Here is a 25,389-nt window from a genome sequence, read left to right on the forward strand (position 1 = left end):
TAAAGCCTAACATAGCCAATGAGGGCTGAACATTATTCTCAGGGCTCATCCCGCAGAAAAATGATGTTGCTAAAACCCATTTTGGTAAAGGCTTGCTGCCGGAAATTCTTTATTGCGGCCTTATCTTTCGCTGTTTTTGCTACCTGTTGTTCCATAGCAAGAAAGCTGCTTAAATCGATACCCTCCGCAGCCGCCACCGCCTCGTATAAATCAACGAAACGATCATAACTAAAAGCGATAACCTTGCTGGTACCTTTAAAGGTATATTGTACTTGTCTTGCCACTTAACCTCCCTGCCCGGCCGGCCTGCGGCACAACCAGATTGAAAAACCGATCATAGCGCAGCCGATGCTTAAGCGCACTAAATCTGTGTCGCGCTGCCAGATGATAACATTTACCAGGAGCCCAGCCGGGATAAGCGCATTGTTCATCACCGCCAGCATACCGCTCGTTACCTGGGTCGCCCCTTTATTCCAGCCATAGTAGCCAAGACCAGAGGCGGCCAGTCCAAGCCACAGTAACACGGCCCAGTGCAACGTGGTCGTCGGATACTGAGCACTGCCGAGCAGCAGCCACGCGGGTAGCGCGACCAATGCAGCGCCGGCATAAAACCAGCCAAATAACTGATGCTGTTTAATAGCCGGGTGGCGGGCCATCAACCTTTTATAACCCACCTGGCCTAATGCAAAACAGATATTAGCGCCCTGCACCACAGCAAAGCCGGTCCAGTAATCCGTACTTACCGATTGGTAGCGCATCAACGCCGCTGCCAAAACAGCAATAAGCGCTGCTACAAAAAATTGTGGGTTAAAGCGTTTGGCCAGTACGTCGTGCAACAAGGTAATGTACAACGGAGTAAAAATCGTAAAAACCAATACCTCTGCCACGCTTAACAGCAAAAAAGACTGATAGTAAAACAGATACATCACACCCAGTTGCACCGCACCAAACGCCATCACCGGCCATACCAGCCGGGCAGCAAAACGATAGCGAAGCAGCAGCGGACTGAATAACAGCAGCGCCAGCCCTATCCGGGTTACCACGGCAAAGTACGGGTCAACCTGTCCGGCCAGATACACGCCAATCAGACTGAACGAAAAAGCCCACAGTACGGTGACACTGAGTAAATAACCCATTATTGCTGCTGTTTAATCACAGGGGTAGCATACAATTTGGTCATCAATTCCTGCGCTCCTGGTGCCACACTTTGCAACCGTTGCTGCCATTGCTCAATGGCTTGCTCGGTGGCCTCAGGCTTAGCACTGCCAGCGGCCAGGGCATTGATCGGGTAACAGCGATAATGTTGCCAAATCTGCTGGTCGATCTCGGCGGCAGCAGCATCAGGATCATCCGGCAAAGCGTGCACGGGCTTGGCAAACGCGACATGCACTTTGCCTTTGTAACCCACTATGCCTTTGATAATGGCATCAATATCTTCAAATTCCGTTTTCTGATAGTTACCTTGCGTTTTTTTCTGCCACAACTCATTTATTTTGTCCGTGTCGCAAGGATCGTACTCATAAGAGATGCATACCGGCACGATATTCAAGCTTTGCAGATATTCACTGAAACTCAGGCCCTGTTTTTTTCCCTGCATGTAAAACATTTTTAAGATGGTTGGGTCAGTTTGATCATTACCGTCTTTGGCCCGTCCTTCACGCTGGGCAATCCAGACAGAATGCTGCTGGTCCAGCGAGTGTTTAATATAGGCAGAGAGCTGGGTCAGGTTTTTCAGCATTTCGCGCGGCCCCTTGGCCCCACGTTTCACAATAAAGCTTTTATTTAACTTCATTAATTCGGTGGCACAGGCTTTACGCAATAAGTTGTCGCCAATGGCGATCCGCACCGTGGCAAAGCCCTGCTGGTGCAAACACCAGTTTACCAGCGCCGGATCCATGGCGATGTCACGGTGGTTTGATAAAAATAAATATGGCTGTTTTGGATCTAGATTTTCAAGACCGGAATAAGTCACTTTATCGGTAGTACTGGCAATCATTCGGTCCATAAAGCCGGCGACCTGTAACTGCACTGCCCTAACTGACTTCAATCTGGACCAACGCCGCTTTAACCACAGCTGCACTAGTGGCGACAGCAACCAACCAAAAGGCCCGGACAACCGCGGAAAACGATAATGTAAAATAGCCTGAATAAACTCACGGTCGGCAATTAAGAGCGCAATAGCCGGTGCAACCTCGTTATCATGATATGGCCGGATGTCGGCAAAAGGATCCTGCTCCACTAGTACTCAGTTCGGTTAGTTAAAACAGCGGCCTATTTTACTGAGTTAGCAAAATTTCACCAGCATAGAACGCATTTAATTCTGTGAAAACAGCCACAGCCGCCAACAACAATGCTATGCATTGGTATGTTCAGGCCCACATCACACACATTGCGGCTAATACTACCAGGGCTAAGCCCAGATGATCATTTCGCACCAGCGTTTCTCTCAACACAAACGTTGAAATGAGTAACATAAATAATATTTCAACCTGACCAAGGGTTTTCACCAGGGCCACCGACTCAAGGCTCATGGCGGTAAACCAGCCAACAGAGCCAACACAGCTGCATACACTGACCAGCACGGTTAACTTAGGCCGCCGCCATAACGCTAAAAGGGTTGGCCGGTCTTTCATACTTAACCACAGCACGAGCAAAAACGTTTGCAATACAATAACCAGCAGTAATACCCAGGCCGCTCCGTGAGGAAATGGCAACCCCAGCACCAAACTGGCCTGTCGTACCCAAAGCGACGTCAACGCAAACGCCAGGCCGCTGCCAAGGCCAAGTAACATAACCGGTAAGGACAACTGACGTAAGCTGGCACCACTTAATAAAAACACTGCACCGCCACCCAGCGCCACGCCCAGCCAAGCCAGTGGCGTGAGTGTTTCACTGAAAAATAGCACGCCAAGCACTGCTGCCAGCACTGCCTCACTTTTTGCCAGGCCCGCACCAATAGCGTAGTTGCGTAGCATAAAAAGCTTAACCATTAATGCCGTTGCCAGAATCTGTGCCAGCGCCGCACCAATAATAAAACCCGTGAAGCTGCCACTAACCTGTGGTAGTGGCGCCGGTTGCCACTGGTAAAGTGCCCATAAATACAACGCAGCCAACGGCGAGGCCCAGATAAAGCGCGCCAGAGTTACCCCCGCCACGTTGACTTCTTTGCTTAACTGTTTTTGAAATGCATTGCGCCAAGCCTGCATAAACGCAGCCAGCAAGGTAAAGGGGATCCACAGCATGGCACAAGCCCAGAGGCGTAAAGACGTCTATGCTAACAATAAAGAGGGGTGAATGAAAGGTTGCAACCGGAATAGCAGCTATTTAAAAAAGGTTATACAACCGCGTAAAACACTGGCATATAACCCTTTTGCTATCTAATACCTTTAACGTAATGTCACTTAATCAACAAAGTTCAGCTCAACTGGTGTGGCACTGGCGGGAACAATCGCATTTTCAGCTTGTAAAAAGACTATCTCATCAGCAGCTTCAGGATCGTCAGTTACATCACAGCTTAAGGCTGCAGTGTAGGTATCGGCATCAATATAACCAATACTGTAATTATATTCACTGACACCGTCGAAATAGACATTAGTACTGGCATAAGGCGTATAGGTTTTATCCCCACCGTTATCTGACAACTCGTCTAATGGTCTGTCAGCTCCCTGATAAAGGTATACTGTCGCCACTGCCATCTTTTCATCGACAGGCGCTACCGTACAGTTGTTGTTGATCAGAATACCTTCTGCAACCTGACCGATGACATGACCAATTTCACTGTTGTCAACCAACCGCAGTCCGGTAGGCTTCAACAGATAACCGGCCTGACCAACCGGATTTACCATGGCCTTACGCAGGTCAAATTCTAAGGTATAACTAAAAGTGCCGCCGGCAGATAACGTTAAACCACCTAGTTTTAACTCATTTGAAGGCACGCGAAGTGGCAAGCGACTACCATCTTCTAATTCAACATAACTACCTTCAGCTATTTCCAGGCGTAACTGGCCGTAGTTACCGGCGGTAAACTCAGCACCGCTAACCAGTGCCTCCGATTTAGCACCATCGAGCAGTAATAAATCTATACCGCGGGTGTTTGGGATAATAGTTCCCTGACTGTCGCGACATTTGTCGTTCGCTTCGGCTGCAACACTGTCATTACCAATAATGAAACTTTGGTTACCTACCCCATTGCCGGTTAGCTCAACTTCATTAAAACAGACCATGACTGCCCGGGCACCGTTTACCGGCGCATCACTGACGCCCAAGCTAAATTGGACCACCTGTGGCTGATCCTCTGCCCCCCCCCCACATGCGGTTAATGTTGAAATGGCAGCAACAACTGCACCTGCTACAAATGCTTTTTTCATTATATTATCCTCTATGTTAGTGGCCTTAGTTAACAACACTCTGGCTGAACCTCTGGTTAATTTAGGTTGTGAGCCGCCAACTGGCGAAAATTGCTGCAGTTAGCGCATCGAGCATTGCTTTCTGGCGGGGAATCATTATGATACGCCCTACGTCGGTACGTAGCGCAGCTTGGTAGCGCACTTCGCTGGGGGTGAAGGGGTCGGAGGTTCGAATCCTCTCGTACCGACCAAATATTTCATTAAAAAAGCCGCTAAGTTTTGCTTAGCGGCTTTTTTAATGAAAAGGTTAATGCGGGTATCTTTTCAATCTTCTGTTATTTAAGCTCCTAAAGACGTCTTAATTGTTTCGATAATCTGTCAATCTCGCTATCTACCGCGCGGATGTCGGTATCGTATTTTGCTTTTATTGCTGCTATCTTTTTTGACACGCTATCTTCCCACACGGCGCCAGCCAGATTATTGTTAGCTTGCAGCTTAGAGCGACGCAAATTTGTAATCTCGATATCACGCAGACTCTGCAACCTGGCCTTTTGCCCCTTCAATTTGGTTATTTCACTCTGCAAATCGCGTTTTACCTGAGCATCCGTTGTCTTTATTGGTGTTGCTGACGGGCTTTCAGATTGCTGTGCCTGTTGCGGCGGGTTGTCCTGGGCCGAGCACGATAAAACCCAAAGCAGGCTAATGATAGGAATGATGAGTTTCATTAACACACCTTTAAATTCCTTTAATTGAACCAATAATAAACGATAGAACGTAAACATCCAGTGTGTCATATCTGAAACCGACCAATTTTTTTGTTTAACAGGAGTGCTCCACCATGCTTAAAACCGCCACATCCCTTTTGCTTGCTACAATAGTTTCCTTAGGCTGTGTCACTACAGTTGCAGCAGATACCTTTACCCTGCCGCCCCTGCCTTACGCGGCCGATGCACTGGCGCCAGTAATAGATAAAGACACCATGCAAATACATCATGGTAAGCACCATCAGGCTTACGTCAATAACCTGAATGGTCAGGTTAAAAACTTCCCCGAATTAGCAGAGCTGCCACTGGAAGCCATTATGGCGCGGATGTCACGCTATAACAGCGCAGTACGCAATAATGGCGGTGGCCACTATAACCATCAACTGTTCTGGCAGGTTATGGCCCCACCGGGCCAGGGCGGTCAACCTTCGGCTGAACTGCAGGCCGCAATTAATCGTGATTTCGGATCGTTAGTTTCGCTGCAAGAAACGTTTAACCAGGCAGCGGCAACCCGCTTCGGCTCTGGTTGGGCCTGGCTTATTGTCGATGAAAACAAAAAGCTTGTCGTAACGTCAACAGCAAACCAGGATAACCCGCTGATGGATGTAGTTGATGTACAAGGCACCCCGATATTGGCACTTGATGTGTGGGAGCATGCGTATTATCTGCAATATCAAAACAAGCGTGGTGACTATGCCACCGCCTGGTGGAAGCTTGTTAACTGGAATAAAGTAAACACGTTGTTTAATACTGCCAGCAACTAAACTGTTTTTAATGCGATAGCCGCGGTGCTGCGTTACACTGCGGCTTTTTTATGGCTGGAATACCTTTATGGCACTTAAAGCGACGGTTTTTAAAGTTCAGCTGCAAATCGCAGATATGGACCGTAATTATTATCAGGACCACAGCTTAACCCTGGCACAGCATCCATCGGAAAATGATGAGCGGATGATGGTACGTTTATTGGCATTTATGCTTAACGCCTCTGACAGCCTGACGTTTACCAAAGGGCTAAGTGCTGAAGAAGATCAGGCCGAGTTGTGGGACTGCGACTTAACCGGCAATGTGAATTTGTGGATCGAGTTTGGCCAGAGTGATGAAAAATGGTTACGTAAAGCTTGTGGCCGGGCCCGCCAGGTACAATTATTTTGCTATGGTGGTCGCAGTGTGCCGGTGTGGTGGAAAAATATTGAACCTGCCCTGCAACGCTATCAAAACCTGCGGGTTATCGACATTCCTGAAGCTGCAGTAAAGGAAATGGCGGCTCTGGTAAGCCGCAATATGCAACTGCAATGCAATATCAGTGAAGGCCAGATTTGGTTATCTGATGTCACTCAGAGTGTGCTGATTGAGCCGGTAGTGCTGAAACACGGGCCACAACCGGCCTAGCGGATCACTGACAAAAGCTGGCGTTATGTTAATCTTGGATCAGATTCAATTACCATCGGCTGCTGTTGCTGCTGGTCAATGAACGCCAGTAGCGCCGGATACTCATCCAGCTCCAGCAGCTCTCGAAATAAAATCCAGTCAAGCAGGCTGTACAGTGCTATTGCCGGATAGTTCCAGTTCGCGAACTCAGCATTAGCGGCTTGTTGCTCCAACACATACATAGACGTTGCAATACGTTCACGCTGCAGGTTAAAAAATAATTTATCATCGTTTGTATCAAACCCGCTGCGACTACATTGGTAAAGCATGACTAGCGAGTCATTTACGGCATTGATCACCGTCAGCTGATTTTCCTGATACCAGCTTAGCGGTCCGCCTTTGGTCGTGGCTTTGGTCTTCGCCGCCAGGTAACGAAAGATCACCCCAGAATCAAAAATAACATTGCCATCCTCTTCCAGCATAGGAACCCGTAACGTTGGATTCATGGCTGCCAGCTTTTCACGATCGGAACCGTCCAGAATATTAAGCCTGACAAACTCGCAGGAGGTGTCTGCCAGAAACAAACGGATCCGCCGTACATAAGGTGAAGTTTGTGAACCGTATAATTTCATTGTGATTCCTTTAACGCCGCCGCAGTTCGCACCGCATTTAAATTAAAACCGGTAACCAGCATAGTGCCGATGATAACAATACCGGCCCCGACCAGGGTGTGCCAGCCTATGGTTTCGTTTAAAAAAAAAGTGGCCCCACATTACACCAAACACCGGGATCAAAAAAGTGACGGTCAGGGTGGGTGTCGCACCAATATCCTGCACCAGCCTGAAGTAGAGTAAATAAGCCACACCGGTGCAAAGCACACCTAATGCCACTACCGAGAGTATTGTGTGCGTTGCTGGCTGAGTTTCAGCCAGCGGGATAAACCACAATACCGGTAACAACCATAAGGTAGCGCCCCACATACTACCATGTGCATTAATAAAGGCCGGTACCGGCCTGGCCTGCCGGGTATACCAGGTGGCAATACCATAACAACAGGCGGCACCGGCAGCCGCTGCGATAGCAGGTAGTGCAGCGCTATCTGCCACTATTGGATCGAAACCAACCAGAATAGCCACACCACTAATCCCCAATAATAAGCCTGCCAGCACTTTATAGGTCATAACCTGTCTGAAAAACAACCAGCCGATTATCGCCCCCCACAACGGCGCGGTGGCATTTAGCACGGCCAGTAATGATGCGGTTAGTGTTTGCGCGGCATAGGCAAACAATAAAAAAGGTAAGGCGGTATTAAAAAAGCTGAGCAGCAAAAAGTGGCCAGCATACTGACGAATAGGCAGACTCCGTCGATAGCCTATTGCCACCACCGCCAGAAACAGCGATGCCAGCAATACCCGGCCAAACATTAACCAGGCAGGCCCAAGCTCAGGCACGGCCAGGCGCATAAACAGAAAGGATGCGCCCCATATGGCGGCCAGACTTAATAAACGGATAATACTGGCAAACGCCACAGTACAGCTCCCTGCAAAAATACTGACTAAATCTATAAAAATCAGCAATTATTTAACAGCAGGATATTGCCAAGCTATGCAACTTTATTGCATAATAATCCTGCTTCATTTTTGCTTTATAGCTTTATGCTTTTGACCCACGCATTGTCGTGGGTTTTTTAATTTTAGTAAGCTGGCTTTACTTAGCCTTTGTCATCATGGCCAATCCGGCTGGCATCAGCGCCGGTTTGCTGCCGGTATTTTGCATCTGCCCGGGTGTTATAGGGCCTATCAGCCGGGGTAGTCATTAACTCAAAGTTAAGCGCGCCAATTTTCATATGCGGACGCAGCGCCAATGGCAGTTTACCGCTGTTATAAAATTCCAGCACGATATTGCCCGACCAGCCCGGATCAATCCGATGCGCGGTAACATGCACCATTAAACCCAAGCGAGCCAATGACGAGCGGCCATCCAGCCAGCCGACAATATCTGACGGTAAGCGCACTGACTCCTGGGTGACACCTAGCGCTAACTCGCTGGGGTGCAGAATAAAAACCTGATCATCTGCTATATAAATTTCATCGCTCATTACTGAATTAAGTGCAGCATCTACCTGCGCCCGCGGGCCGCTTAGGTCAATATAAGGTGCAGCATGGGCCTGAAAAACTCTGAATTTATTCCCCAGGCGAATATCAACGCTAACGCCGCTTATCATATCGGCATCCGGCGCCGGGGTTATGCCTATTTTACCTTCAGCCAGGTAACGCTCTATATCGCGGTCACTCAATCTCATGCTTAGTCATCCGTTATTACAATTTCTACCTGTTGCGCGGTGGCGCCGGTGATATTAGTTAACATTTTGCTGCTGATTGTACGGTAAATCTCGGCAATTGGCTGCAGCTTTAATACAGCCGGTTCACCCTGATCAGCATGTTCGCGAATTTGTCGCTCCAGCGGCAACTGGCCCAGTACCGGAACGTGGTAACGTTCAGCCAACCGCAAGCCGCCCGCAGTGCCAAATATATCATCCGTTTCGCCGCAATGCGGACAGAGGTAATAGCTCATATTTTCTATCAGGCCCAGTACCGGAATGTTAACCTGTTTAAACATGGCAATTGCTTTTCCCGCGTCCGTTAATGCCACATCCTGCGGGGTAGTTACAATCACGGCACCACTGACTTTCAGTTTTTGGGCCAGGGTAAGCTGAATATCACCGGTACCCGGTGGCATATCAACAATCAGAATATCCAGCTGTGGCCATAAGGTTTCATTAATCAATTGCAACAGCGCCTGACTGGCCATTGGCCCGCGCCAGACTGACGCCTGGTCCGGATCAACCAGAAAACCAATAGATTGCAAATTAATGCCAAAAGCGTGCTTTGGATTAAGTAGTTTATTGTCTGGTGAGTCGGCTCTAGCACCCGCCAGGCCGAGCATTAACGGAATAGAAGGCCCGTAAATATCCGCATCCAGTAAGCCGGTTCTCAGGCCCATGGTTGCCAACGTGCTAGCCAGATTAACCGCCGTAGTCGACTTACCTACTCCGCCCTTACCTGATGCAACCAAAACAACATGCTGAATATTGGCCATGACTGGTTGCGTTGACCGCAGGCCCTCCAGCAGAGTTTCCAGCGCCACTGTGTCATCGGTCTGGTTGGTATCACGTTTTTTTTCGCCCGGAGCTGGTGGCTGAGCTGTTATTGCCGATTTTTTTAACCAATTGAACATTGTTGCTCCAAACTAAGCTACAAACTGTGCTGCAAACAAAACTAATTCGCAGTTAACTGCGACAATTTTGCAGCATACCGCCTTTGGCGGATGCGATTTTATGCTGGCTATTGTATCATTCAGCAATATTTTTTCAGTTATTTATGCAAAGAGCCCACCCGATGTCGCAACGGAAAATTTTAATCACCAGTGCTTTACCTTATGCTAACGGCCCGATCCATTTAGGCCACTTGCTTGAATATATTCAAACCGATATCTGGTCACGCTTTCAAAAAGCCCGAGGCCACGAATGCTACTATGTTTGCGCCGACGATGCCCACGGCACCCCTATTATGCTCAAAGCACAGCAACAGGGGATCTCACCGGAGCAAATGATTGCCCAAACCAAAATTGAGCATGAGGCCGATTTCGCCGGTTTCGCCATTGGTTTTGACAATTATTATTCTACCCACAGCGAAGAGAACCGGCAGTTTGCCAGCCTGATTTACCAGCGTCTGGATGACGCGGGCCATATAAAACGTAAAACCATAAGTCAGCTTTACGACCCACAAAAAAATATGTTTTTACCAGATCGCTTTGTTAAAGGCGATTGCCCTAAATGCGGCGCACTCGATCAAAATGGCGACAGTTGTGATGTATGTGGCGCCACATACAGCCCCACCGACGTTAAAAACCCCCGCTCTGTCGTCTCGGGTGCTACGCCGGTATTAAAAGATTCTGAACATTACTTTTTTGATTTGCCGGCGTTTAGCCAGATGCTGCAAGACTGGACCCGCAGTGGTGCATTGCAGGAAGAAATGGCGAATAAATTACAAGAGTGGTTTACCGATGGCCTGCAAATGTGGGATATCAGCCGTGATGCTCCGTACTTTGGCTTTGAGATCCCCGGAGCCCCCGGTAAGTTCTTCTATGTCTGGCTGGATGCACCCATCGGCTATTTAGCCAGCTTTAAACATTATTGCGATAACAACAACATCGATTTTGATAGCTTCTGGCGGCAAGACTCAAGCGCAGAGGTTTACCATTTTATCGGTAAAGATATTATTTATTTTCACAGCTTATTCTGGCCTGCCATGCTCGAAGGCGCTGGTTTCAGAAAGCCAAATGCGGTTTTTGCTCATGGTTTTGTTACCGTAAATGGCGCCAAAATGTCTAAGTCACGCGGTACCTTTATTAAGGCACGTACTTATCTTGATAACTTAAACCCGGAGTATTTGCGCTATTACTTTGCCTCTAAGCTAACATCAGGCATTACCGATCTGGATTTAAATCTGGACGATTTCACCCAGAAAGTAAATGCCGATTTAGTTGGTAAAGTGGTAAATATTGCCAGTCGTTGTGCCGGTTTTATCAGTAAGCGCTTTGACGGAAAGCTGGCAACAAGCATTGCCGAACCCGACTTATTGCAAGAGTTTGTGAATGCCGGCGATAGCATTGCGGATAGTTTTGAAAAGCGGGAGTTTGCCAGAGCCATCCGTGACATTATGGCGCTGGCAGATAAGGCTAACCAGTATATTGATAACAAGGCGCCTTGGGTTCTGGTAAAAGACGAAGCCCGCCAACAGGAAGCGCATGATGCTTGCTCAATGGGCCTGAATTTATTCCGGATATTAATGCATTATTTAAAGCCAATATTGCCGGTAATGGCGAAAGAGGTAGAAGCATTTTTAAATACGGAACTCAGTTGGCAAAACTATCAAACCCCACTGCTTAACCACAGCATTAACCCGTTTAAAGCGTTAATGCAGCGGGTTGACCCGTTAAAAGTAGCGGCGATGGTGGCTGAATCAACTGAAAACCTGCAACCTGTAGCGCTAAATCAGCCACAAGCTACACCGGACAAGGCAGCCCCCGCAACGAGCGGTAGCGAAGCGAAAACCCTACAACGTCCCGCTCGTGAACCCATCAGTGAGACCATCAGCATTGATGACTTCGCTAAAATTGACTTGCGGATTGCCAAAATCATCAGCGCCAATGCAGTTGAAGGTGCAGATAAACTGGTGCAATTGCAGCTCGATATTGGCGAGGGTGAAACCCGTCAGGTATTTGCCGGCATTAAGGCCGCTTACACGCCTGAAGATTTAGTTGGCCGCAGCACCGTAATGGTTGCCAATCTGGCACCACGTAAAATGCGCTTTGGCTTGTCAGAGGGTATGGTACTGGCGGCAGGGCCCGGTGGCGGTGATCTGTTTATCCTAAGCCCCGATGACGGCGCCATGCCGGGTATGCGAGTAAAATAAACCTATGCAAAGTTCTTTTCGCAGTTTCTCATCACTGTTCGCCACCACGCTAATCATGGTGTTAGGAGCCGGCCTGTTAACCACTTATCTGGGGTTATCACTGGCTACCGATGGTGTTGAGCAACTGTGGATTGGCGGCATGATGTCGGCCTATTATCTGGGATTGGTAGTGGGCTCGAAACTGGGCCATAAACTGATTGGCCGGGTTGGCCATATCAGAACCTTTGTGGCCAGTGCTGGTATGGTTACTGCGTCAGCGTTAGGGCACGCGTTGACCGATGATCTGCAGGTATGGTTGGTATTACGCCTGATGGTAGGTACCGGCATGATGTGCCAATACATGGTGCTGGAAAGCTGGCTTAACGAACAGGCTGAAACGAACCAACGGGGTACCGTATTCGCCAGTTATATGATTGTCTCCTATGTTGGGATGGTCGGTGGCCAGACCGTATTATCGTTTTTTCCTGAACTCGGCTTACAACCGTTGCTGCTCGTTGGCATTTGTTACGCGCTGTGCATTGTACCAATAGCATTAACAAAACGGATCCATCCGGCGCCTTTACATCCGGCACCATTGAAAATACTGCCGTTCTGGCGCCAGGTACCGCAATCACTGACTACCATCCTGATGGCTGGCGGGATCTCGGGCTCATTCTACGGCTTGGCACCAGCATTTGCCGCAGGTTCCGGCTTGTCGACTAAAGAAATAGCGGTATTTATGTCAGCCACCATTTTCGCCGGATTACTGGCCCAGTGGCCCATGGGTAAGCTGTCCGATAAAATACCGCGCAGCCGGTTATTACGGATAAATAGTGCGCTACTGGGACTAATCGTGCTTGCCATGGCTGCTTTGCCGATAAAAGGCCCACTGTTAATTGGCATGACCTTCTGCTTTGGCATTCTGGCATTTACCCTTTATCCGCTGGCTACGGCGCTGGCTAATCAACATATTGACGCCAACGAGAGAGTGGCCTTGTCCGCAACCATACTGTTAACCTTTGGCATCGGCGCCACCATAGGCCCATTGATTGCCTCAGGCTTAATGCAGTTATTGGGTAACAGCATGTTGTATGGCTATATGTCACTGGCCTGCCTTATCCTGTTTATACGGCTGCAGCGGGTTAACTACAATCAGAAAATGGCCAAACGGATGTTGTCTCAACAAACATCGTCCGATTATCAGGTTGCATCAGGTGATTTAGTGTCATCACCATTGGCCGCGGCACTTGATCCGCGGGTCGGCCAGGATTTAGTACAACAACAAATGCGGGATGACGCGATCCTCCCTGCAGAAAAAGAACCAGAGCCCACTTCAGAACCAGTGGCTACTACTGAAAATACAGAAAACACAGAAAATGCAGATAACGACCCTGTAGACGCCAAAGATAATTCATTAGCAGAAAAAAGCACGGCGCCCACCAAACCAGATTAACGATTAATTTTGATTTATCAGTGCTTTATTCCACAAGTTTTGATTTTTGGAGTAAGAGAAATATTCTTCTGGGTGCCAGCACTTTGGTAGCAATGCCATGCTTTTGCGCTCTTCAAAATTAGAGACCAATTTACTTAAAATCTCCAATAACCGTTCCTCACTGATCCGCTCCAGCTTTTTCCGGGCCAGTGGATAATATAAGTTATTCTCCACACTGACCACACAGCCCTGAGCAGACACATTATAAGTCAGATTACGGGTTACCATGCGGCAGATTGGGGTTTTAGGGTCCTCTGGATATAAACCGGTAACAATAGCATATTCGTAACGATCTAAATCCTGGCGATCGGAATCTTTTGGAATATAGGTTATGCCAAAACCCTGCGGAAACACTCCGGTGATTTGAAGCAGGCCAGATACCGCTACCGGGCTGTAAACGCCCTTCTCCACCCCTTTTTCCAACACTAAACCGACTTTCGGTAATGACTCGTAGCTATAATTTGCTTTAGTCGACAACACCACCGAAGTATAGATTTGCGGTATTTTTAATAAGTTACCGACACCCTGCTCAGGTTTGATGGCATTTTTAAGCAGAAAAATCAGCAACGCCTGCTTTTCACGCTCAATTTGCAAATACCGGTCACGTTGCTCCTTAGAGTTCCCCTGATAAGCGCCAATACCAATCGCCTGCACTACAAAATTTAAGCTTTCCCGATAACTGATTTTTAAAAGCTCGGTCCGCTCATCATTTTCCAGCACCCTGAATTCATCCAAATCGCCTGCAACGCCTTTAAGGATAAGTTGTGCGTCGGGATGGCAACTACCAATATCCTGCAGCAGAGCCGCCATAACCAAAGGTACCTGCACATCGTCACGAAACGGTTGATATTCATCCTCAGCAGCGGTCTGCTTCGCAGCCTGATACCGCTGCACGATAAAAGGATGGTTAATATGATTATCGAGTAACAACCGATCCAGCAAGCGGATACTAAGCAATGCTTTATAAAGATGTTTACTTTTCTGATTGGTCGGCGCGACATGTTTGCCGTCGGTCGGTGACATAAGCTGAATGGTTCCGAGCATCTTAGCCGTCTGAATATTAGTTTCGTCAAAAGAGTCGCTTTCAGACAGCGCCAGAATATCCAGACATAAACGCCGCAACGATTCATAACGGTTTAGCTTGTCTTGTTGTAGCTGATTATTGAATAATTCGTGTTCGTTTTGCGCCTGTTGCAGGTTTCGCTCGATCAGCGCTTGATCGCCTTTATTAGCCTGGGCTTGCCGGTTCTTAAACAAAAATACCTGCTGCTCAAGCTCTGCCTGGCGCTGCTCACGCTCAGCAGCGCCTCTAAACCATAGCTTCGCCTGCTCAAATAATGAATCGGCTACAGATGTGTCGTCGTAAATTCGGTTTAACAGGGCTTTGACAGCTTTTGTAAAATTGGATTTACCTACAGTTCCAATTGGCATTGTTCGTCTTTATCCTTATTTGCTTACCCTAAGCAACACTTTACATTGTCGCCCCATTTAAGACTTTAAAATGTCAACACCAACTTGCCAATATTAATGTTACTAATCATAACGTTGTGAGCATCTTGTGTCTTTTCCCAGCGATGGCTTTCATAAACCAATGGTGACAATCGGCCATCTTGCATATGCGCCTTAAAGTCGTTACTAAAGCGTGCTGTTAGTGTTGCTTTATATTCATTGCTTCTATTTCTAAGAGTGCTGCAAATCAGCTGGCCGCGTTTTTTAAACAGTGGTGCCATATCAAAATGCTCAATCATCCGTCCCCCCATCAGGGCGTAAACAATAATAACGCCATCTACTGCTAAAACTTTAACGTTATCTTCAATATAAGCACCAGCGACAGGATCAAGAATAATATCAGCTCCTGCTGGCCAACGTGCTGCCAGCTCATCAGCAAAACGACGTTGTCGATAGTTTACGGCGATATCAGCACCGAGTTGTAAACAAGCAGCTGCTTTTTCTGGCTGACCAACCGTTACCGCCACAGTCGCCCCTGCTAATGTGGCTAGCTGAATGGCGCTGGAACCCACACCGCTGGCGCCCGCGTGCAGTAATACTTTATAACCCGGCTGCACATTACCCAGCATAAATAGTAACTGATATGCGGTTAAAAACGTTTCAGCGGCAGCGCCGGCTTGTTCCCAGCTCCATGTTGCCGGCTTGTTGATCGCATGACTGGTTTGCAATAGCGCATACTGAGCATAACCGCCGCCGGCGACAATACCAAACACTTCTGATCCTAACCACTTTTCATCGGCTTGGCTACCAACCTGCACCACTATACCGGCAACTTCGAGCCCAAGAATGTCGCTCTCACCCGGTGGCGCTGGGTAATGCCCCTGGCGCTGCATTAAGTCGGCACGATTAACCCCGGCTGCTTTTACTTGGATTAATAACTGGCCAGCAGCAGGTTTGGGTACAGGTTGTTGCTCCATCACAAGTGTGCTGCTTTTACCTGGTTGCTGCACTGCAATAACCTGCATCAGCGAAGGAACGTCTGCCATAACACCTCTAATTGTCAGCCACTGACAGTTTTTACTTTAGCTTTGCTGTCAGCTTCTCTAAAATGCGGTTTTTAGTCTAGCACAGTGTAACCAAACGAATGAGCAAGCAAACTGCGAGTCCGGCCATTATTCTGGCCCCCGGTCGGGAAAAAGCGTTAAAACGGCAACATCCCTGGATTTTTTCTAATGCCATCAGTCAGGTTATCAGTACCCCAAACAGCGGTGATATTGTCGATGTGCTAAGCAGTAAAGGAGATTGGCTGGCAACTGCTGCATACTCTCCCCGCTCTCAGATCCGCGCCAGAGTATGGAGCTTTGTGCAGAACCAGCCAATTGATGAAGCTTTTTTCACGAATCGTTTGGACGATGCCTGGCAGTTACGGCAACAACTGTTTAACCAAAGCACCACCAATGCCGTCAGACTTATTGCTGGCGAATCTGATGGTTTGCCCGGCATTACTATCGATAAATACGCCGATGTATTGGTCTGTCAGTTATTATCGGCCGGTGCAGAGGCCAGTCGTAAACCTCTGCTGGCAGCCCTGATTAAACGGTTTCCTGAGCACAGTATTTATGAACGCTCTGATGTCGATGTCCGGAAAAAAGAAGGGCTTGAGCCAGTCATAGGCTGGCTTCATCTGCCCCGGGATAGCGGTGAGGTCATTATTCAGGAGCATGGTATGGCGTTGCTGGTCGACGTCATTAATGGTCACAAAACCGGTTTTTATCTGGATCAGCGGGCCAGTCGTCAGGCAGTAAAACGCTATGCCAATGGTAAAACCGTTTTAAACTGCTTTAGCTACACCGGCACTTTTGCGGTTGCGGCATTGCAAGGCGGCGCCACTAACGTTACTAATGTTGATTTGTCAGAGCTGGCGTTAGCGACTGCCGAGCGCAATGCCAGTTTAAATCAGCTGGATCTTAGCTTGCTGGAGCAAAGCAAAGCCGACGTATTTAAGTTACTTAGACAATATCGGGAGCAAGGCCGGCAGTTTGATATGGTGATCCTGGATCCGCCAAAATTTGCCGACAACAAGTCGCAAATGGCAGGAGCATGCCGCGGCTATAAAGATATCAATATGGTAGCAATGCAACTGGTGAAGCCAGGCGGATTACTTTTTACCTTTTCCTGTTCAGGTTTAATGGAAGATAGTCTGTTTCAGAAAATTGTCGCCGATGCCGCTTTAGATGCCAAACGGCAGTGTCAGTTTTTAGAACGCTTACAGCAAGATAGCGATCATCCAGTACTCAGCACCTTTCCCGAGGGGCATTATCTGAAAGGGCTGGTGTGCAAAATTGCTTAGAAAAAAGCAATTTTGCCAAAACTAACCTGCTGAGAAAGCGGGTTAGTTTAATTCCATAAACGCCAGGCCAATCTGATAGCCGTCTTCGCTTTCCTGCGCGCACCTTACCACTTTCGCCGTGGCATCGAGCGGCGGGATACTGGCATTATTAGATTCCAGGCGCACTTTAATCATCGTTCCCATTTCCAACGGTTCGTCAATATCAACTGACATACCAGATGCACTCAGGTCACGACAAACCCCATCTATAGTCCGGCCTGCTTCAGGATCATTAAGCAGTAATTGCACATCTGCATTCACCATCATTCTGAAATAATGACGTCCATCGCCTTTTGTTAACATAACTTTCCCCTGTCAATACAACAACCCTAGTTATAGAACTTTCCTAGCGGTGTGTAAAGTACCCTCTGATACCAGCGACATCAGAGAAAAACTACCACCGGCTAATTTTTTAGCTCTGCTACAGCATGCAGTATACGCTTTACCGATACGGGATAGGGCGTGCCTAATTGCTGAGCATGCAGTGATACCTTTAGTTCCTGCAACATCCAGTAAATGTCCTGCAGTGGCGCGGGTGCTATGGCAGCACCAGCGTATTTTCCCAACAAGTTGTTATACGCATCCACTGCTTTTTGATACTCGTGCATCAATAACCGGTCTCGCTGAGGATCAACCGGCAATTTTTCCAACCGTTTTAACATGGCTTGTAAATAGCGCAGAATATCAGCCAACCGAGCCGCACCGTGGCTGCTGACAAAGCCTTTAAAGACTAATTCATTCAGTTGCTGCTTAATATCACCCTGTGATTGAATATGCGCCAAATCCACTTTACCTTTTAAGCGCTTCTGGATATCGTGGCCCAACGTTAAAATTTGTTCGACCTGCAATGCTATCGCCACGACGGTATCACCCAGTTCGGCTCTGACTTTGTCGCGCAACACAGTAAATTGCTGATCAGTCGTCGGCAAAGCATCTGTTGCAATCAATGCATCCACACCGGCAGCAATGCAGTCGTCAATCAGCTCCAACACCCGGCCAAACGGATTAAAATACAAACCTAATTTTGCTTTGTTGGGTAACGACTCTTGCAAGTACTTGACCGGTGACGGTACGTTTAGCAGCAGTAAACGCCGCAGCCCCTGTAACGTGACTTGCTTTGCCTGTTGCGGGTTATCTAACAGCTTGATTGAAACGGAATCCCGCTCGTCAACCAGGGCTGGAAACGCTTTAATTTCGTATCCCGCCTGTAATTTTACATACTCCTGTGGCAGAGTTCCAAAGTTCCACTGCGTCAGGTTCTCTTGCTCAATGCCCTGCTCGGCTACCTGGCTAAGACTTTGTTGCACTTCGCCTTGCAAACCTTGCTTTAACACGGTCAGAGACCGGCCTTGTTGCAACGTTTTACCGGCTTCATCCACTACTTTAAAGTTCATGATTAAATGCACAGGTATAGCCGTTAAATCCCAGGCATCGTCCGGGATCGTCACGCCCGACATTCGCTTTAAACGCTGACTGACCACTTCAATAAGTTTGCCCTGCTCGGGAGCGATCAGCTGCATTAAGGCATCGGCATAGTTCGGAGCCGGCACAAAGTTTCGTCGATATTGTTTTGGCAGCGACTTGATTAGCGCCACCAGCAGTTCATGGCGCAGTGCTGGAATAAGCCAGTCAAAACCACTGTCTTCTATCTGATTGAGTAAAGCCAGCGGTATAATGACACTAATACCATCATCAGGTTCGCCCGGCGCAAAATGATAATTTAGTGGCAAGGTGACGTTACCCTGATGCCAGCTCTCCGGGAACTTATCGGCGGTAATATCGCTGGTATCACGATTAAGCAGACTGTCGGGATCAAAGTTTAAATAACCGGGATCAGCAGCGCGTTGCTTTTTCCACCACTTTGCAAAATCGATGCGGTTATTTGCCCACTGCGGAATTTTCTCTGCATAAAAGGTGGCCAGGGTATCTTCATCAACCAGAATATCCCGTCGACGCGATTTTTCCTCCAGCGCCGTCACATCGTCAATTAATCGCTGGTTAAAGGTCAAAAACGCGTCGTTAGTGCCTAACTCCTGATTAACCAGTGCCTCCCGGATAAAAATGCTATGAGACACCGCTTCATCTATTTTACTGTAAAGCACAGCCCGTTTTGGCACGATAACCAGGCCATAGAGCGATACTTGCTCAAATGCTACCACCGCACCACGTTTTTTCTCCCAATGCGGCTCGCTGTAACTACGGCTGACTAAATGAGCTGCCAGTGGCTCTATCCACTCGGGTTCAATTTTTGCCAGACTGCGGGCGTAAAGTTTACTGGTTTCCACCCATTCTGCCGCCATTACCCATTTGGGTTTGCGTTTAAACAGGTGACTGCCCGGAAACGCATAAAAGCGCGTTTGCCGTGGTCCAAGATAATCGGCCTCAGTATCCTTAAATCCTACCTGTCCCAGTAAACCGGTAAGCAATGCACTATGTAGTTGCTGATAGCCTGGTGGATTGCTATTGAGGGTAAGCCCCTGCTCTTTTGCCAATTGGCTTAACTGGCCGACTAAATCCTGCCATTCCCTGACGCGAAGATAATTTAAAAATTCCTGGCGGCATAACCGCCTGAATTGGTTATTGCTCAGCTCATCCTGTTGTTGCTGCAAATATGCCCAAAGTTTCAACCAACTGCTAAAATCGGAGTCGGGATCGGCAAAGCGGCTATGACATTCATCGGCTTTCTGTTGCTTGTCCAGCGGCCGTTCACGCGCGTCCTGAATAGACAGCGCCGCGACGACCACCAGCACTTCCTGCAGCGCAGCAGTGCTGCTTGCCGCTACTACCATCCTGGCTAGCCGTGGATCGATTGGTAGCCGGGCAAGTTGCTTGTCCAGAGCCGTTAAGCATAATTTTTGCTTGCCACGCTGAGGCTCGATTGCCCCCAGCTCTTCCAGCAATTTGATACCATCGTTAACAAAGCGACTATCAGGGCGTTGTAAAAACGGGAACGCATCAATATCGCCCAACCCAAGGGCCAGCATTTGCATAATAACAGAGGCTAAATTGGTGCGCAGGATCTCTGGATCCGTAAACTCCGGCCGGCCGTTAAAATCTTCTTCACTGTACAACCGGATACAAATACCTGCTGCTACCCGGCCACATCGCCCCTTGCGCTGGTTAGCACTTGCCTGACTAATGGCTTCTATCGGCAGTTGCTGCACTTTTGAGCGGTAACTGTAGCGGGATAATCGGGCCGTACCAGGATCAATAACGTAGCGAATCCCCGGTACCGTCAGTGAGGTTTCAGCAACGTTCGTTGCCAACACAATCCGTCTTCCGGTATGGCCCTGAAATATCCTGTTTTGTTCTGCAGCACTTAATCTGGCATATAATGGTAATACTTCAGTGTGAGGTAGCTTTAGCTTCTCCAGCGCATCGGCAGTATCCCGAATTTCCCGCTCACCGTTTAAAAAAATCAGGATGTCGCCAGCTGGCTCCCGGTACAACTCCTCTACCGCATCAAAAATGCCCTGCAACTGGTCGGCGTCTTTATCTTCTTGCTCAGTGTACGGACGGTAGCGGGTTTCCACCGGATAAGTACGGCCCGACACTTCAATAATCGGCGCATCAAAAAAGTGTTTTGAAAAACGTTGCGGGTCAATCGTAGCTGAGGTAATAATCAGCTTTAGGTCCGGCCGCTTTGGTAATAACTGCTTTAAATAACCCAGTAAAAAGTCGATATTGAGGCTGCGTTCGTGGGCTTCATCAATAATGATAGTATCGTACTGATTTAAATAGCGATCCTGCTGCATTTCCGCCAGCAATACCCCATCTGTCATCAGTTTTACCAGGGTTTGATTTGTAGTGTGATCACCAAAACGAATTTTATAGCCAACTTGCTGGCCTGCCGTACAATTAAGTTCCTGCGCTATTCGATCAGCGACGCTACGCGCCGCCAATCGCCGTGGTTGGGTATGGCCAATAGTGCCCGCAATGCCGCGGCCAAGCTCAAGGCATATTTTAGGTATTTGGGTGGTTTTGCCCGAACCGGTTTCACCCGCAATAATCACCACCTGGTTAGCGGCAATGGCAGCTTTAATATCCTCTTTACTGGCAGCAACAGGCAACTCTGGCGGATAACTAATAGCTGGAATAGCAGCCTGACGCTGTTGTCGCTGGACGAGTGAGCGCTGAATATCCGCTGCTATTTTTTGCAACACCGATTGCAGTTCGGCCTTCCCACTTATTTTTTTACTGTTTGCCAGGCGACGACGCAGCCTGAATTGATCCTGCAACAGGCAATCGTTAAGTTGGGAATATAAAGATGATACAGTTACTACGGGCTCAACAGACAAAATAACACCCTCAGAAATCAGAGGGCGTCATGCTACCAAGCTAGCGGGGTCAAGGTCTAGCGTTATACAACACGTCGGTAGTGAGAATGTAATTCTTTGTCAATTGCTGCTAACACGTCTGACCGGGTAATGATACCCAGTAATCCCCCATTATCATCCACTACCGGATAGAGCTTGGGCTTGGTTTTAAGCATCATCTGGGCTAAATCGATAATGCCATCATAAGGCTTAACGGTTAATACTTCGGCGTTCATTACATCGCTGACCCGGGCTGATTGCTGATCATGATAAGTAGACATTAACATTCTGGCCAGGCAATCCTGTTCAGAAACAAAACCGACAATTTTGTTGTTAGTATCAACCACGGGTCCACCGGTCTGGTGGCCTTTAATCAGCAAAGCCACTGCCATTTCAACCGGCATATCAACCGTAAACGTTACCGGATGACGATGCATATAGTCAGCTACTTTCAGTAAGTCCATACGTTCCCCTATAATCCATCCAACTTAATGCTGCACCTGTTAAATAGTCTAGCCAATAATGATTTAATTGCCCGGTTTTTCACTATCATCGGCGAATATCTCGATCACTGTGCCAGCCTCATTTCGCTTAGCACGATACATTCCAGGCGTGTTAAACGCCCAGCTAAGCTCGCCCTGTGCATCCACAACAATAACACCGCCGGTACCGCCTGCTTGCAGTAACTCTGCAATAACTTCTTTAGCGGCCAGCGCCGCATTCTTATCCTGATATTTAACCCTGGCACATATATCTGACGCCACATTGTAGCGAATAAAATACTCACCATGGCCGGTGCCTGAGACGGCACAGCTGGTATTGTCGGCAAAGTTACCCGCACCAAGTACAGGAACATCGCCCACCCGGCCCCAACGTTTCGCGGTCATGCCACCGGTGGATGTCGCAGCTGCCAGATTACCTTTCTCATCAATAGCAACCGCGCCAACTGTACCCATTTTCCAGTTAGGATCAGTCACAATTGCTGCCTGATGTGGCAAGGGTTGCTGGGCCTGCTTGGCCCGCTTCAATGCTTCATAACGAAACTCGGTATTAAAATAGCGGTTATCTACTTGCTCTAACTTTTGAGAGAGTGCAAATTGTTCGGCGCCCTTGCCCGTTAACATGACATGATCAGATTTCTCCATCACCGCGCGGGCGAGTAAAATTGGATTTTTTACTGTGGTAACACTGGCAACCGCACCGGCATTCCGATCGTGACCTGTCATGATGGCGGCGTCCAGCTCATGGGTTTCATCCCAGGTATACACCGCGCCTTTTCCTGCGTTAAATAAGGGTGAATTCTCCAGCACGGTAACAGCAAGCGTTACAGCATCCAGGCTACTGCCTCCTGCAGCAAGCAACTCATAGCCTTTGTTTAAGGCTTCAGCCAGAGTGGCTTCGTAGCGTTGTTGCTGTTCGCTGCTCATCTGGCTGCGCTCAATCGTGCCGGCACCGCCGTGAATAACGATACCAATGGGTGGTGTTGCCGCGATTGCCGTAGTTGAAAATAATAGTGTCAAAACCAGCATAAATGATTTCATGTTTGCTCCTAATATTTAGTTATGATGTTCTTTTTACGTGATTTATTAGCCACTCACAATAGGCTGAAGCCTTATTTAACCACAACTTAAATGTCTTAACAGGCAATAGCTGCCGCTCATTCAAACGTTGCGTTATCACTACAGATGCCTATACTTTACCAAGTAATTTCTTTATTAAACTGAGCATATGTCCAACGATACCAATCAGAATAATAGGCAAATTGATGAGCGCAATGATAAACAGCGCGATACTCATAATACTGATTTTAAACCAGAGAGTGAAAAGCCAACCAAGCCCCTTTCGCACCAGGATGCAGAGGCAGCAGCGCCTGAAGACAATTCTGTCTGCGGAGAAGAGGACCCAGGCTCTGCATTAGAGAGTTTGATGGATCCCGACAAATAACACAGCCGCCATACATTAGTGTATTATCTTGGTATTGATACACGCCGCAACTTCACTTCTTAAAGAACTAAAATATGTCGAAACCGATGTCTTACTATTTTCATGACTATGAAACCTGGGGTGCAGATCCAAAACGCGATCGTCCCGCACAATTTGCAGGTATTCGCACTGATTTAGAATTAAATATTATCAGTGAGCCTGACGTATGGTACTGCCAACTGGCAAATGATTATTTACCCCATCCGCAAGCGGCGTTAATCACCGGACTTACCCCACAACTTTGTAATAAAAAAGGCCTGAGCGAAACCGATTTTATGCAGAAAATAGTGGAACGTCTCAGTGAAGCGAATACCTGCGTTCTGGGTTATAACAGTTTGCGCTTCGATGACGAGGTAACACGCTACAGTTTATACCGTAACTTTTATGAGCCCTACGGCCGGGAATGGCAGCATGGAAACAGCCGTTGGGATCTAATCGATGTGGTTCGCGCCTGTTATGCATTGCGACCAGAGGGCATTAACTGGCCGCTGCGTGACGATGGCAGCCCAAGCTTTAAGTTAGAGCATTTAACCAAAGCCAATGATCTGGTACATAGCCAGGCACACGATGCGTTGTCAGATGTGTATGCCACTATCGCTATCGCAAAGTTAATTAAAGAAAAACAGCCTAAACTGTTTAATTATTTATTCGAGCTACGTAAAAAAAATAAGGTAAGCGAGCTGATAGATGTGGCAGGATTAACTCCACTGGTGCATGTGTCGTCTAAGTTTTCTGCAAGCTCAGGCTGTGTTAGCTGGATAGTGCCACTGGCCTTTCACCCTACCAACAAAAATGCCGTCATTTGCTACAATCTGCAAGCTGATCCTAAACCGTTACTGGATGAAGATCTGGCAACGCTCACCACCAAACTTTATACCCGTAGTATTGATTTGGCCGAAGGAGAACAGCGACTTGGCTTAAAATTAATTCATTTAAACAAATGCCCGGTGCTGGCTAATGCTAAAACGCTCAGTGTCGAGCGTGCGACTGAACTGGGTATCAACCGCGCACAATGCCTTGAGCATCTTGAATGGTTTAAACAACATCGGCAGTTGCAACAAAAAGTGCTAGAGCTATACCAACAACCCTCTGACTATCCCAGTGAAACCAATCCAGACTATCAGCTTTACAGCGGCTTTATCAGCGATGCAGACAAACAAAAAATGCAGCAGCTGCATAGCTTACCCCCTGAGCAACTAGGCATAAATGCCCCGCTTTTTTCTGATGATCGCTTAAACAATTTACTGTTTTTGTACCGGGCACGGAATTATCCACAAAGCCTGAATGATACTGAACAGCAAAAGTGGCAACGCTATCGCACGGATAAACTGATGCATGGCGTAGACAATCCCAACCTGACCATGGAAGCGTTCAGCCTGGAGCTTGAAAACCTGGCGCATGAGCATGCCAGTGATGAGCAAAAAATGAAGATCTTAAAAGCCTTGTATTTGTATGTGCAAAGCTTGTAACACAAGCTTACATCAAAGAATGACACCGTAGATTTCAGCAAATAAAACAGCGCTTCTCGATATCGATATAGCATGGCGACAAAACTGCCGGGAGCAGTTTTGGACTGCCGCAGGCAGGTCGCGAAGCGACGAGCCCCAAGGATGGGGCGAGCAATGCCACTCCCCGCAGGGGCTGTGGCTGGCGTGGGAGTGTAGTGCACCCGCGCAGCGGATAAAGCAAAAAAGCCCACTCGATTGAGTGGGCTCTTTAGCTTAATTGGGAGCCTGGCGGTGTACTACTCTCGCATGGCGAATGCCACACTACCATCGTCGCAGCTGCGTTTCACTTCTGAGTTCGGAATGGGATCAGGTGGTTCC

Annotated in this window: 23 protein-coding genes, 1 tRNA gene and 1 rRNA gene; 8 read left to right on the forward strand and 17 right to left on the reverse strand. The window is 48.0% G+C overall.

Going from position 1 to position 25,389, the window contains the following annotated elements:
- Positions 1 to 38: 38 nt before the first annotated feature.
- The 5 genes from ABY802_RS00895 to ABY802_RS00915 all read right to left on the reverse strand — a co-directional run bounded on the left by ABY802_RS00895 (position 39) and on the right by ABY802_RS00915 (position 4,367).
- The gene (locus tag ABY802_RS00895; RefSeq protein ID WP_290613969.1) at positions 39 to 284 is read right to left on the reverse strand and encodes a DUF2960 domain-containing protein; all 246 of its coding nucleotides are present in this window, start codon (positions 282 to 284) and stop codon (positions 39 to 41) included.
- On the reverse strand, positions 285 to 1,136 hold the full coding sequence (locus tag ABY802_RS00900; RefSeq protein ID WP_372625101.1) for an EamA family transporter: 852 nt from the start codon (positions 1,134 to 1,136) through the stop codon (positions 285 to 287).
- Positions 1,136 to 2,239, reverse strand: coding sequence for a 1-acyl-sn-glycerol-3-phosphate acyltransferase (locus tag ABY802_RS00905; RefSeq protein WP_372625103.1), 1,104 nt, complete (start codon positions 2,237 to 2,239; stop codon positions 1,136 to 1,138). The genes ABY802_RS00900 and ABY802_RS00905 overlap by 1 nt, the downstream gene beginning before the upstream one ends.
- 130 nt (positions 2,240 to 2,369) lie before the next feature.
- Positions 2,370 to 3,242, reverse strand: coding sequence for an EamA family transporter (locus tag ABY802_RS00910; protein ID WP_372625105.1), 873 nt, complete (start codon positions 3,240 to 3,242; stop codon positions 2,370 to 2,372).
- Between the two features lie 159 nt (positions 3,243 to 3,401).
- Complete coding sequence (locus ABY802_RS00915) at positions 3,402 to 4,367, reverse strand: DUF4382 domain-containing protein (RefSeq protein ID WP_372625107.1); 966 nt, start codon at positions 4,365 to 4,367, stop codon at positions 3,402 to 3,404.
- Positions 4,368 to 4,520: 153 nt separating this feature from the next.
- Here ABY802_RS00915 and ABY802_RS00920 point away from each other — a divergent pair.
- A tRNA-Pro gene (locus tag ABY802_RS00920) sits at positions 4,521 to 4,597 on the forward strand.
- Between the two features lie 96 nt (positions 4,598 to 4,693).
- Here ABY802_RS00920 and ABY802_RS00925 read toward each other — a convergent pair.
- Positions 4,694 to 5,071, reverse strand: a complete 378-nt coding sequence (locus ABY802_RS00925; RefSeq protein WP_372625109.1) for a hypothetical protein — start codon at positions 5,069 to 5,071, stop codon at positions 4,694 to 4,696.
- A gap of 113 nt (positions 5,072 to 5,184) precedes the next feature.
- Between ABY802_RS00925 and ABY802_RS00930 the strand changes: the two genes are divergently transcribed.
- Together ABY802_RS00930 and ABY802_RS00935 are read left to right on the forward strand one after the other, a co-directional pair.
- Positions 5,185 to 5,874 (forward strand): superoxide dismutase, encoded by a 690-nt coding sequence (locus ABY802_RS00930; protein WP_372625111.1) that lies wholly within the window; start codon positions 5,185 to 5,187, stop codon positions 5,872 to 5,874.
- A 67-nt stretch (positions 5,875 to 5,941) separates the two neighbouring features.
- On the forward strand, positions 5,942 to 6,499 hold the full coding sequence (locus tag ABY802_RS00935) for a YaeQ family protein (RefSeq protein WP_372625113.1): 558 nt from the start codon (positions 5,942 to 5,944) through the stop codon (positions 6,497 to 6,499).
- Between the two features lie 23 nt (positions 6,500 to 6,522).
- Here the strand turns inward: ABY802_RS00935 and ABY802_RS00940 are convergent, their stop codons facing one another.
- From ABY802_RS00940 to apbC, 4 genes are all read right to left on the reverse strand, one after another.
- Positions 6,523 to 7,110, reverse strand: a complete 588-nt coding sequence (locus ABY802_RS00940) for a glutathione S-transferase family protein (RefSeq protein WP_372625115.1) — start codon at positions 7,108 to 7,110, stop codon at positions 6,523 to 6,525.
- 42 nt (positions 7,111 to 7,152) lie between these two features.
- A complete protein-coding gene (locus tag ABY802_RS00945; RefSeq protein ID WP_372625117.1) occupies positions 7,153 to 8,007 on the reverse strand; it encodes a DMT family transporter in 855 nt (284 codons plus the stop codon).
- A 182-nt stretch (positions 8,008 to 8,189) separates the two neighbouring features.
- The gene (dcd, locus tag ABY802_RS00950; RefSeq protein WP_372625119.1) at positions 8,190 to 8,780 is read right to left on the reverse strand and encodes a dCTP deaminase; all 591 of its coding nucleotides are present in this window, start codon (positions 8,778 to 8,780) and stop codon (positions 8,190 to 8,192) included.
- 2 nt (positions 8,781 to 8,782) lie between these two features.
- A complete protein-coding gene (gene apbC, locus ABY802_RS00955; protein ID WP_372625121.1) occupies positions 8,783 to 9,715 on the reverse strand; it encodes an iron-sulfur cluster carrier protein ApbC in 933 nt (310 codons plus the stop codon).
- A 161-nt stretch (positions 9,716 to 9,876) separates the two neighbouring features.
- On the opposite strand from apbC, the gene metG reads away from it, so the two are divergent.
- Together metG and ABY802_RS00965 are read left to right on the forward strand one after the other, a co-directional pair.
- Entirely contained in the window at positions 9,877 to 11,955 is a 2,079-nt protein-coding gene (gene metG / locus ABY802_RS00960; RefSeq protein ID WP_372625123.1) for a methionine--tRNA ligase, read from the forward strand.
- 4 nt (positions 11,956 to 11,959) lie between these two features.
- Positions 11,960 to 13,387 carry an MFS transporter gene (locus ABY802_RS00965; protein ID WP_372625125.1) on the forward strand — a complete coding sequence of 476 codons (1,428 nt, stop codon included), beginning with the start codon at positions 11,960 to 11,962 and terminating at the stop codon, positions 13,385 to 13,387.
- A 3-nt stretch (positions 13,388 to 13,390) separates the two neighbouring features.
- Here the strand turns inward: ABY802_RS00965 and ABY802_RS00970 are convergent, their stop codons facing one another.
- Together ABY802_RS00970 and ABY802_RS00975 are read right to left on the reverse strand one after the other, a co-directional pair.
- Positions 13,391 to 14,857, reverse strand: a complete 1,467-nt coding sequence (locus ABY802_RS00970; RefSeq protein ID WP_372625127.1) for a hypothetical protein — start codon at positions 14,855 to 14,857, stop codon at positions 13,391 to 13,393.
- A gap of 65 nt (positions 14,858 to 14,922) precedes the next feature.
- Positions 14,923 to 15,921: an NAD(P)H-quinone oxidoreductase gene (locus ABY802_RS00975; RefSeq protein WP_372625129.1), complete on the reverse strand. Its 999-nt coding sequence runs from the start codon at positions 15,919 to 15,921 to the stop codon at positions 14,923 to 14,925.
- A 98-nt stretch (positions 15,922 to 16,019) separates the two neighbouring features.
- Here ABY802_RS00975 and ABY802_RS00980 point away from each other — a divergent pair, with 98 nt between their 5' ends.
- Complete coding sequence (locus ABY802_RS00980) at positions 16,020 to 17,225, forward strand: class I SAM-dependent rRNA methyltransferase (protein WP_372625131.1); 1,206 nt, start codon at positions 16,020 to 16,022, stop codon at positions 17,223 to 17,225.
- Between the two features lie 42 nt (positions 17,226 to 17,267).
- On the opposite strand, the gene ABY802_RS00985 is transcribed toward ABY802_RS00980, so the two are convergent.
- The 4 genes from ABY802_RS00985 to ABY802_RS01000 form a co-directional block, all read right to left on the reverse strand.
- Positions 17,268 to 17,567 carry a PilZ domain-containing protein gene (locus tag ABY802_RS00985; protein WP_372625133.1) on the reverse strand — a complete coding sequence of 100 codons (300 nt, stop codon included), beginning with the start codon at positions 17,565 to 17,567 and terminating at the stop codon, positions 17,268 to 17,270.
- 101 nt (positions 17,568 to 17,668) lie between these two features.
- Entirely contained in the window at positions 17,669 to 21,562 is a 3,894-nt protein-coding gene (hrpA, locus tag ABY802_RS00990; RefSeq protein ID WP_372625135.1) for an ATP-dependent RNA helicase HrpA, read from the reverse strand.
- A gap of 62 nt (positions 21,563 to 21,624) precedes the next feature.
- Positions 21,625 to 22,044 (reverse strand): CBS domain-containing protein, encoded by a 420-nt coding sequence (locus tag ABY802_RS00995; RefSeq protein WP_372625137.1) that lies wholly within the window; start codon positions 22,042 to 22,044, stop codon positions 21,625 to 21,627.
- Positions 22,045 to 22,107: 63 nt separating this feature from the next.
- Entirely contained in the window at positions 22,108 to 23,121 is a 1,014-nt protein-coding gene (locus tag ABY802_RS01000) for an isoaspartyl peptidase/L-asparaginase family protein (RefSeq protein WP_372625139.1), read from the reverse strand.
- 187 nt (positions 23,122 to 23,308) lie between these two features.
- Here ABY802_RS01000 and ABY802_RS01005 point away from each other — a divergent pair, with 187 nt between their 5' ends.
- Both ABY802_RS01005 and sbcB read left to right on the forward strand, forming a co-directional pair.
- Positions 23,309 to 23,524, forward strand: a complete 216-nt coding sequence (locus tag ABY802_RS01005; protein WP_372625141.1) for a hypothetical protein — start codon at positions 23,309 to 23,311, stop codon at positions 23,522 to 23,524.
- A gap of 74 nt (positions 23,525 to 23,598) precedes the next feature.
- Complete coding sequence (gene sbcB / locus ABY802_RS01010; protein ID WP_372625143.1) at positions 23,599 to 25,032, forward strand: exodeoxyribonuclease I; 1,434 nt, start codon at positions 23,599 to 23,601, stop codon at positions 25,030 to 25,032.
- Positions 25,033 to 25,294: 262 nt separating this feature from the next.
- Here the strand turns inward: sbcB and rrf are convergent.
- Positions 25,295 to 25,389: ribosomal RNA gene (gene rrf, locus ABY802_RS01015) — 5S ribosomal RNA — on the reverse strand; the annotation flags it as partial.

It is taken from the genome of Arsukibacterium sp. (genome assembly GCF_041616895.1).
Classification (GTDB): domain Bacteria; phylum Pseudomonadota; class Gammaproteobacteria; order Enterobacterales; family Alteromonadaceae; genus Alishewanella.

Coding starts and splice junctions, on each gene's coding strand:
- ABY802_RS00985 (WP_372625133.1), bottom strand. CDS start 17,567: ATGTTAACAAAAGGCGATGGACGTCATTATTTCAGAATGATGGTGAAT.
- ABY802_RS00995 (WP_372625137.1), bottom strand. CDS start 22,044: ATGGACTTACTGAAAGTAGCTGACTATATGCATCGTCATCCGGTAACG.
- ABY802_RS00965 (WP_372625125.1), top strand. CDS start 11,960: ATGCAAAGTTCTTTTCGCAGTTTCTCATCACTGTTCGCCACCACGCTA.
- ABY802_RS00935 (WP_372625113.1), top strand. CDS start 5,942: ATGGCACTTAAAGCGACGGTTTTTAAAGTTCAGCTGCAAATCGCAGAT.
- dcd (WP_372625119.1), bottom strand. CDS start 8,780: ATGAGATTGAGTGACCGCGATATAGAGCGTTACCTGGCTGAAGGTAAA.
- ABY802_RS00970 (WP_372625127.1), bottom strand. CDS start 14,857: ATGCCAATTGGAACTGTAGGTAAATCCAATTTTACAAAAGCTGTCAAA.
- ABY802_RS00940 (WP_372625115.1), bottom strand. CDS start 7,110: ATGAAATTATACGGTTCACAAACTTCACCTTATGTACGGCGGATCCGT.
- apbC (WP_372625121.1), bottom strand. CDS start 9,715: ATGTTCAATTGGTTAAAAAAATCGGCAATAACAGCTCAGCCACCAGCT.
- ABY802_RS00975 (WP_372625129.1), bottom strand. CDS start 15,921: ATGGCAGACGTTCCTTCGCTGATGCAGGTTATTGCAGTGCAGCAACCA.
- ABY802_RS00915 (WP_372625107.1), bottom strand. CDS start 4,367: ATGAAAAAAGCATTTGTAGCAGGTGCAGTTGTTGCTGCCATTTCAACA.
- ABY802_RS00900 (WP_372625101.1), bottom strand. CDS start 1,136: ATGGGTTATTTACTCAGTGTCACCGTACTGTGGGCTTTTTCGTTCAGT.
- ABY802_RS01005 (WP_372625141.1), top strand. CDS start 23,309: ATGTCCAACGATACCAATCAGAATAATAGGCAAATTGATGAGCGCAAT.
- metG (WP_372625123.1), top strand. CDS start 9,877: ATGTCGCAACGGAAAATTTTAATCACCAGTGCTTTACCTTATGCTAAC.
- ABY802_RS00910 (WP_372625105.1), bottom strand. CDS start 3,242: ATGCTGTGGATCCCCTTTACCTTGCTGGCTGCGTTTATGCAGGCTTGG.
- ABY802_RS00925 (WP_372625109.1), bottom strand. CDS start 5,071: ATGAAACTCATCATTCCTATCATTAGCCTGCTTTGGGTTTTATCGTGC.
- ABY802_RS00930 (WP_372625111.1), top strand. CDS start 5,185: ATGCTTAAAACCGCCACATCCCTTTTGCTTGCTACAATAGTTTCCTTA.
- ABY802_RS00980 (WP_372625131.1), top strand. CDS start 16,020: ATGAGCAAGCAAACTGCGAGTCCGGCCATTATTCTGGCCCCCGGTCGG.
- sbcB (WP_372625143.1), top strand. CDS start 23,599: ATGTCGAAACCGATGTCTTACTATTTTCATGACTATGAAACCTGGGGT.
- ABY802_RS01000 (WP_372625139.1), bottom strand. CDS start 23,121: ATGAAATCATTTATGCTGGTTTTGACACTATTATTTTCAACTACGGCA.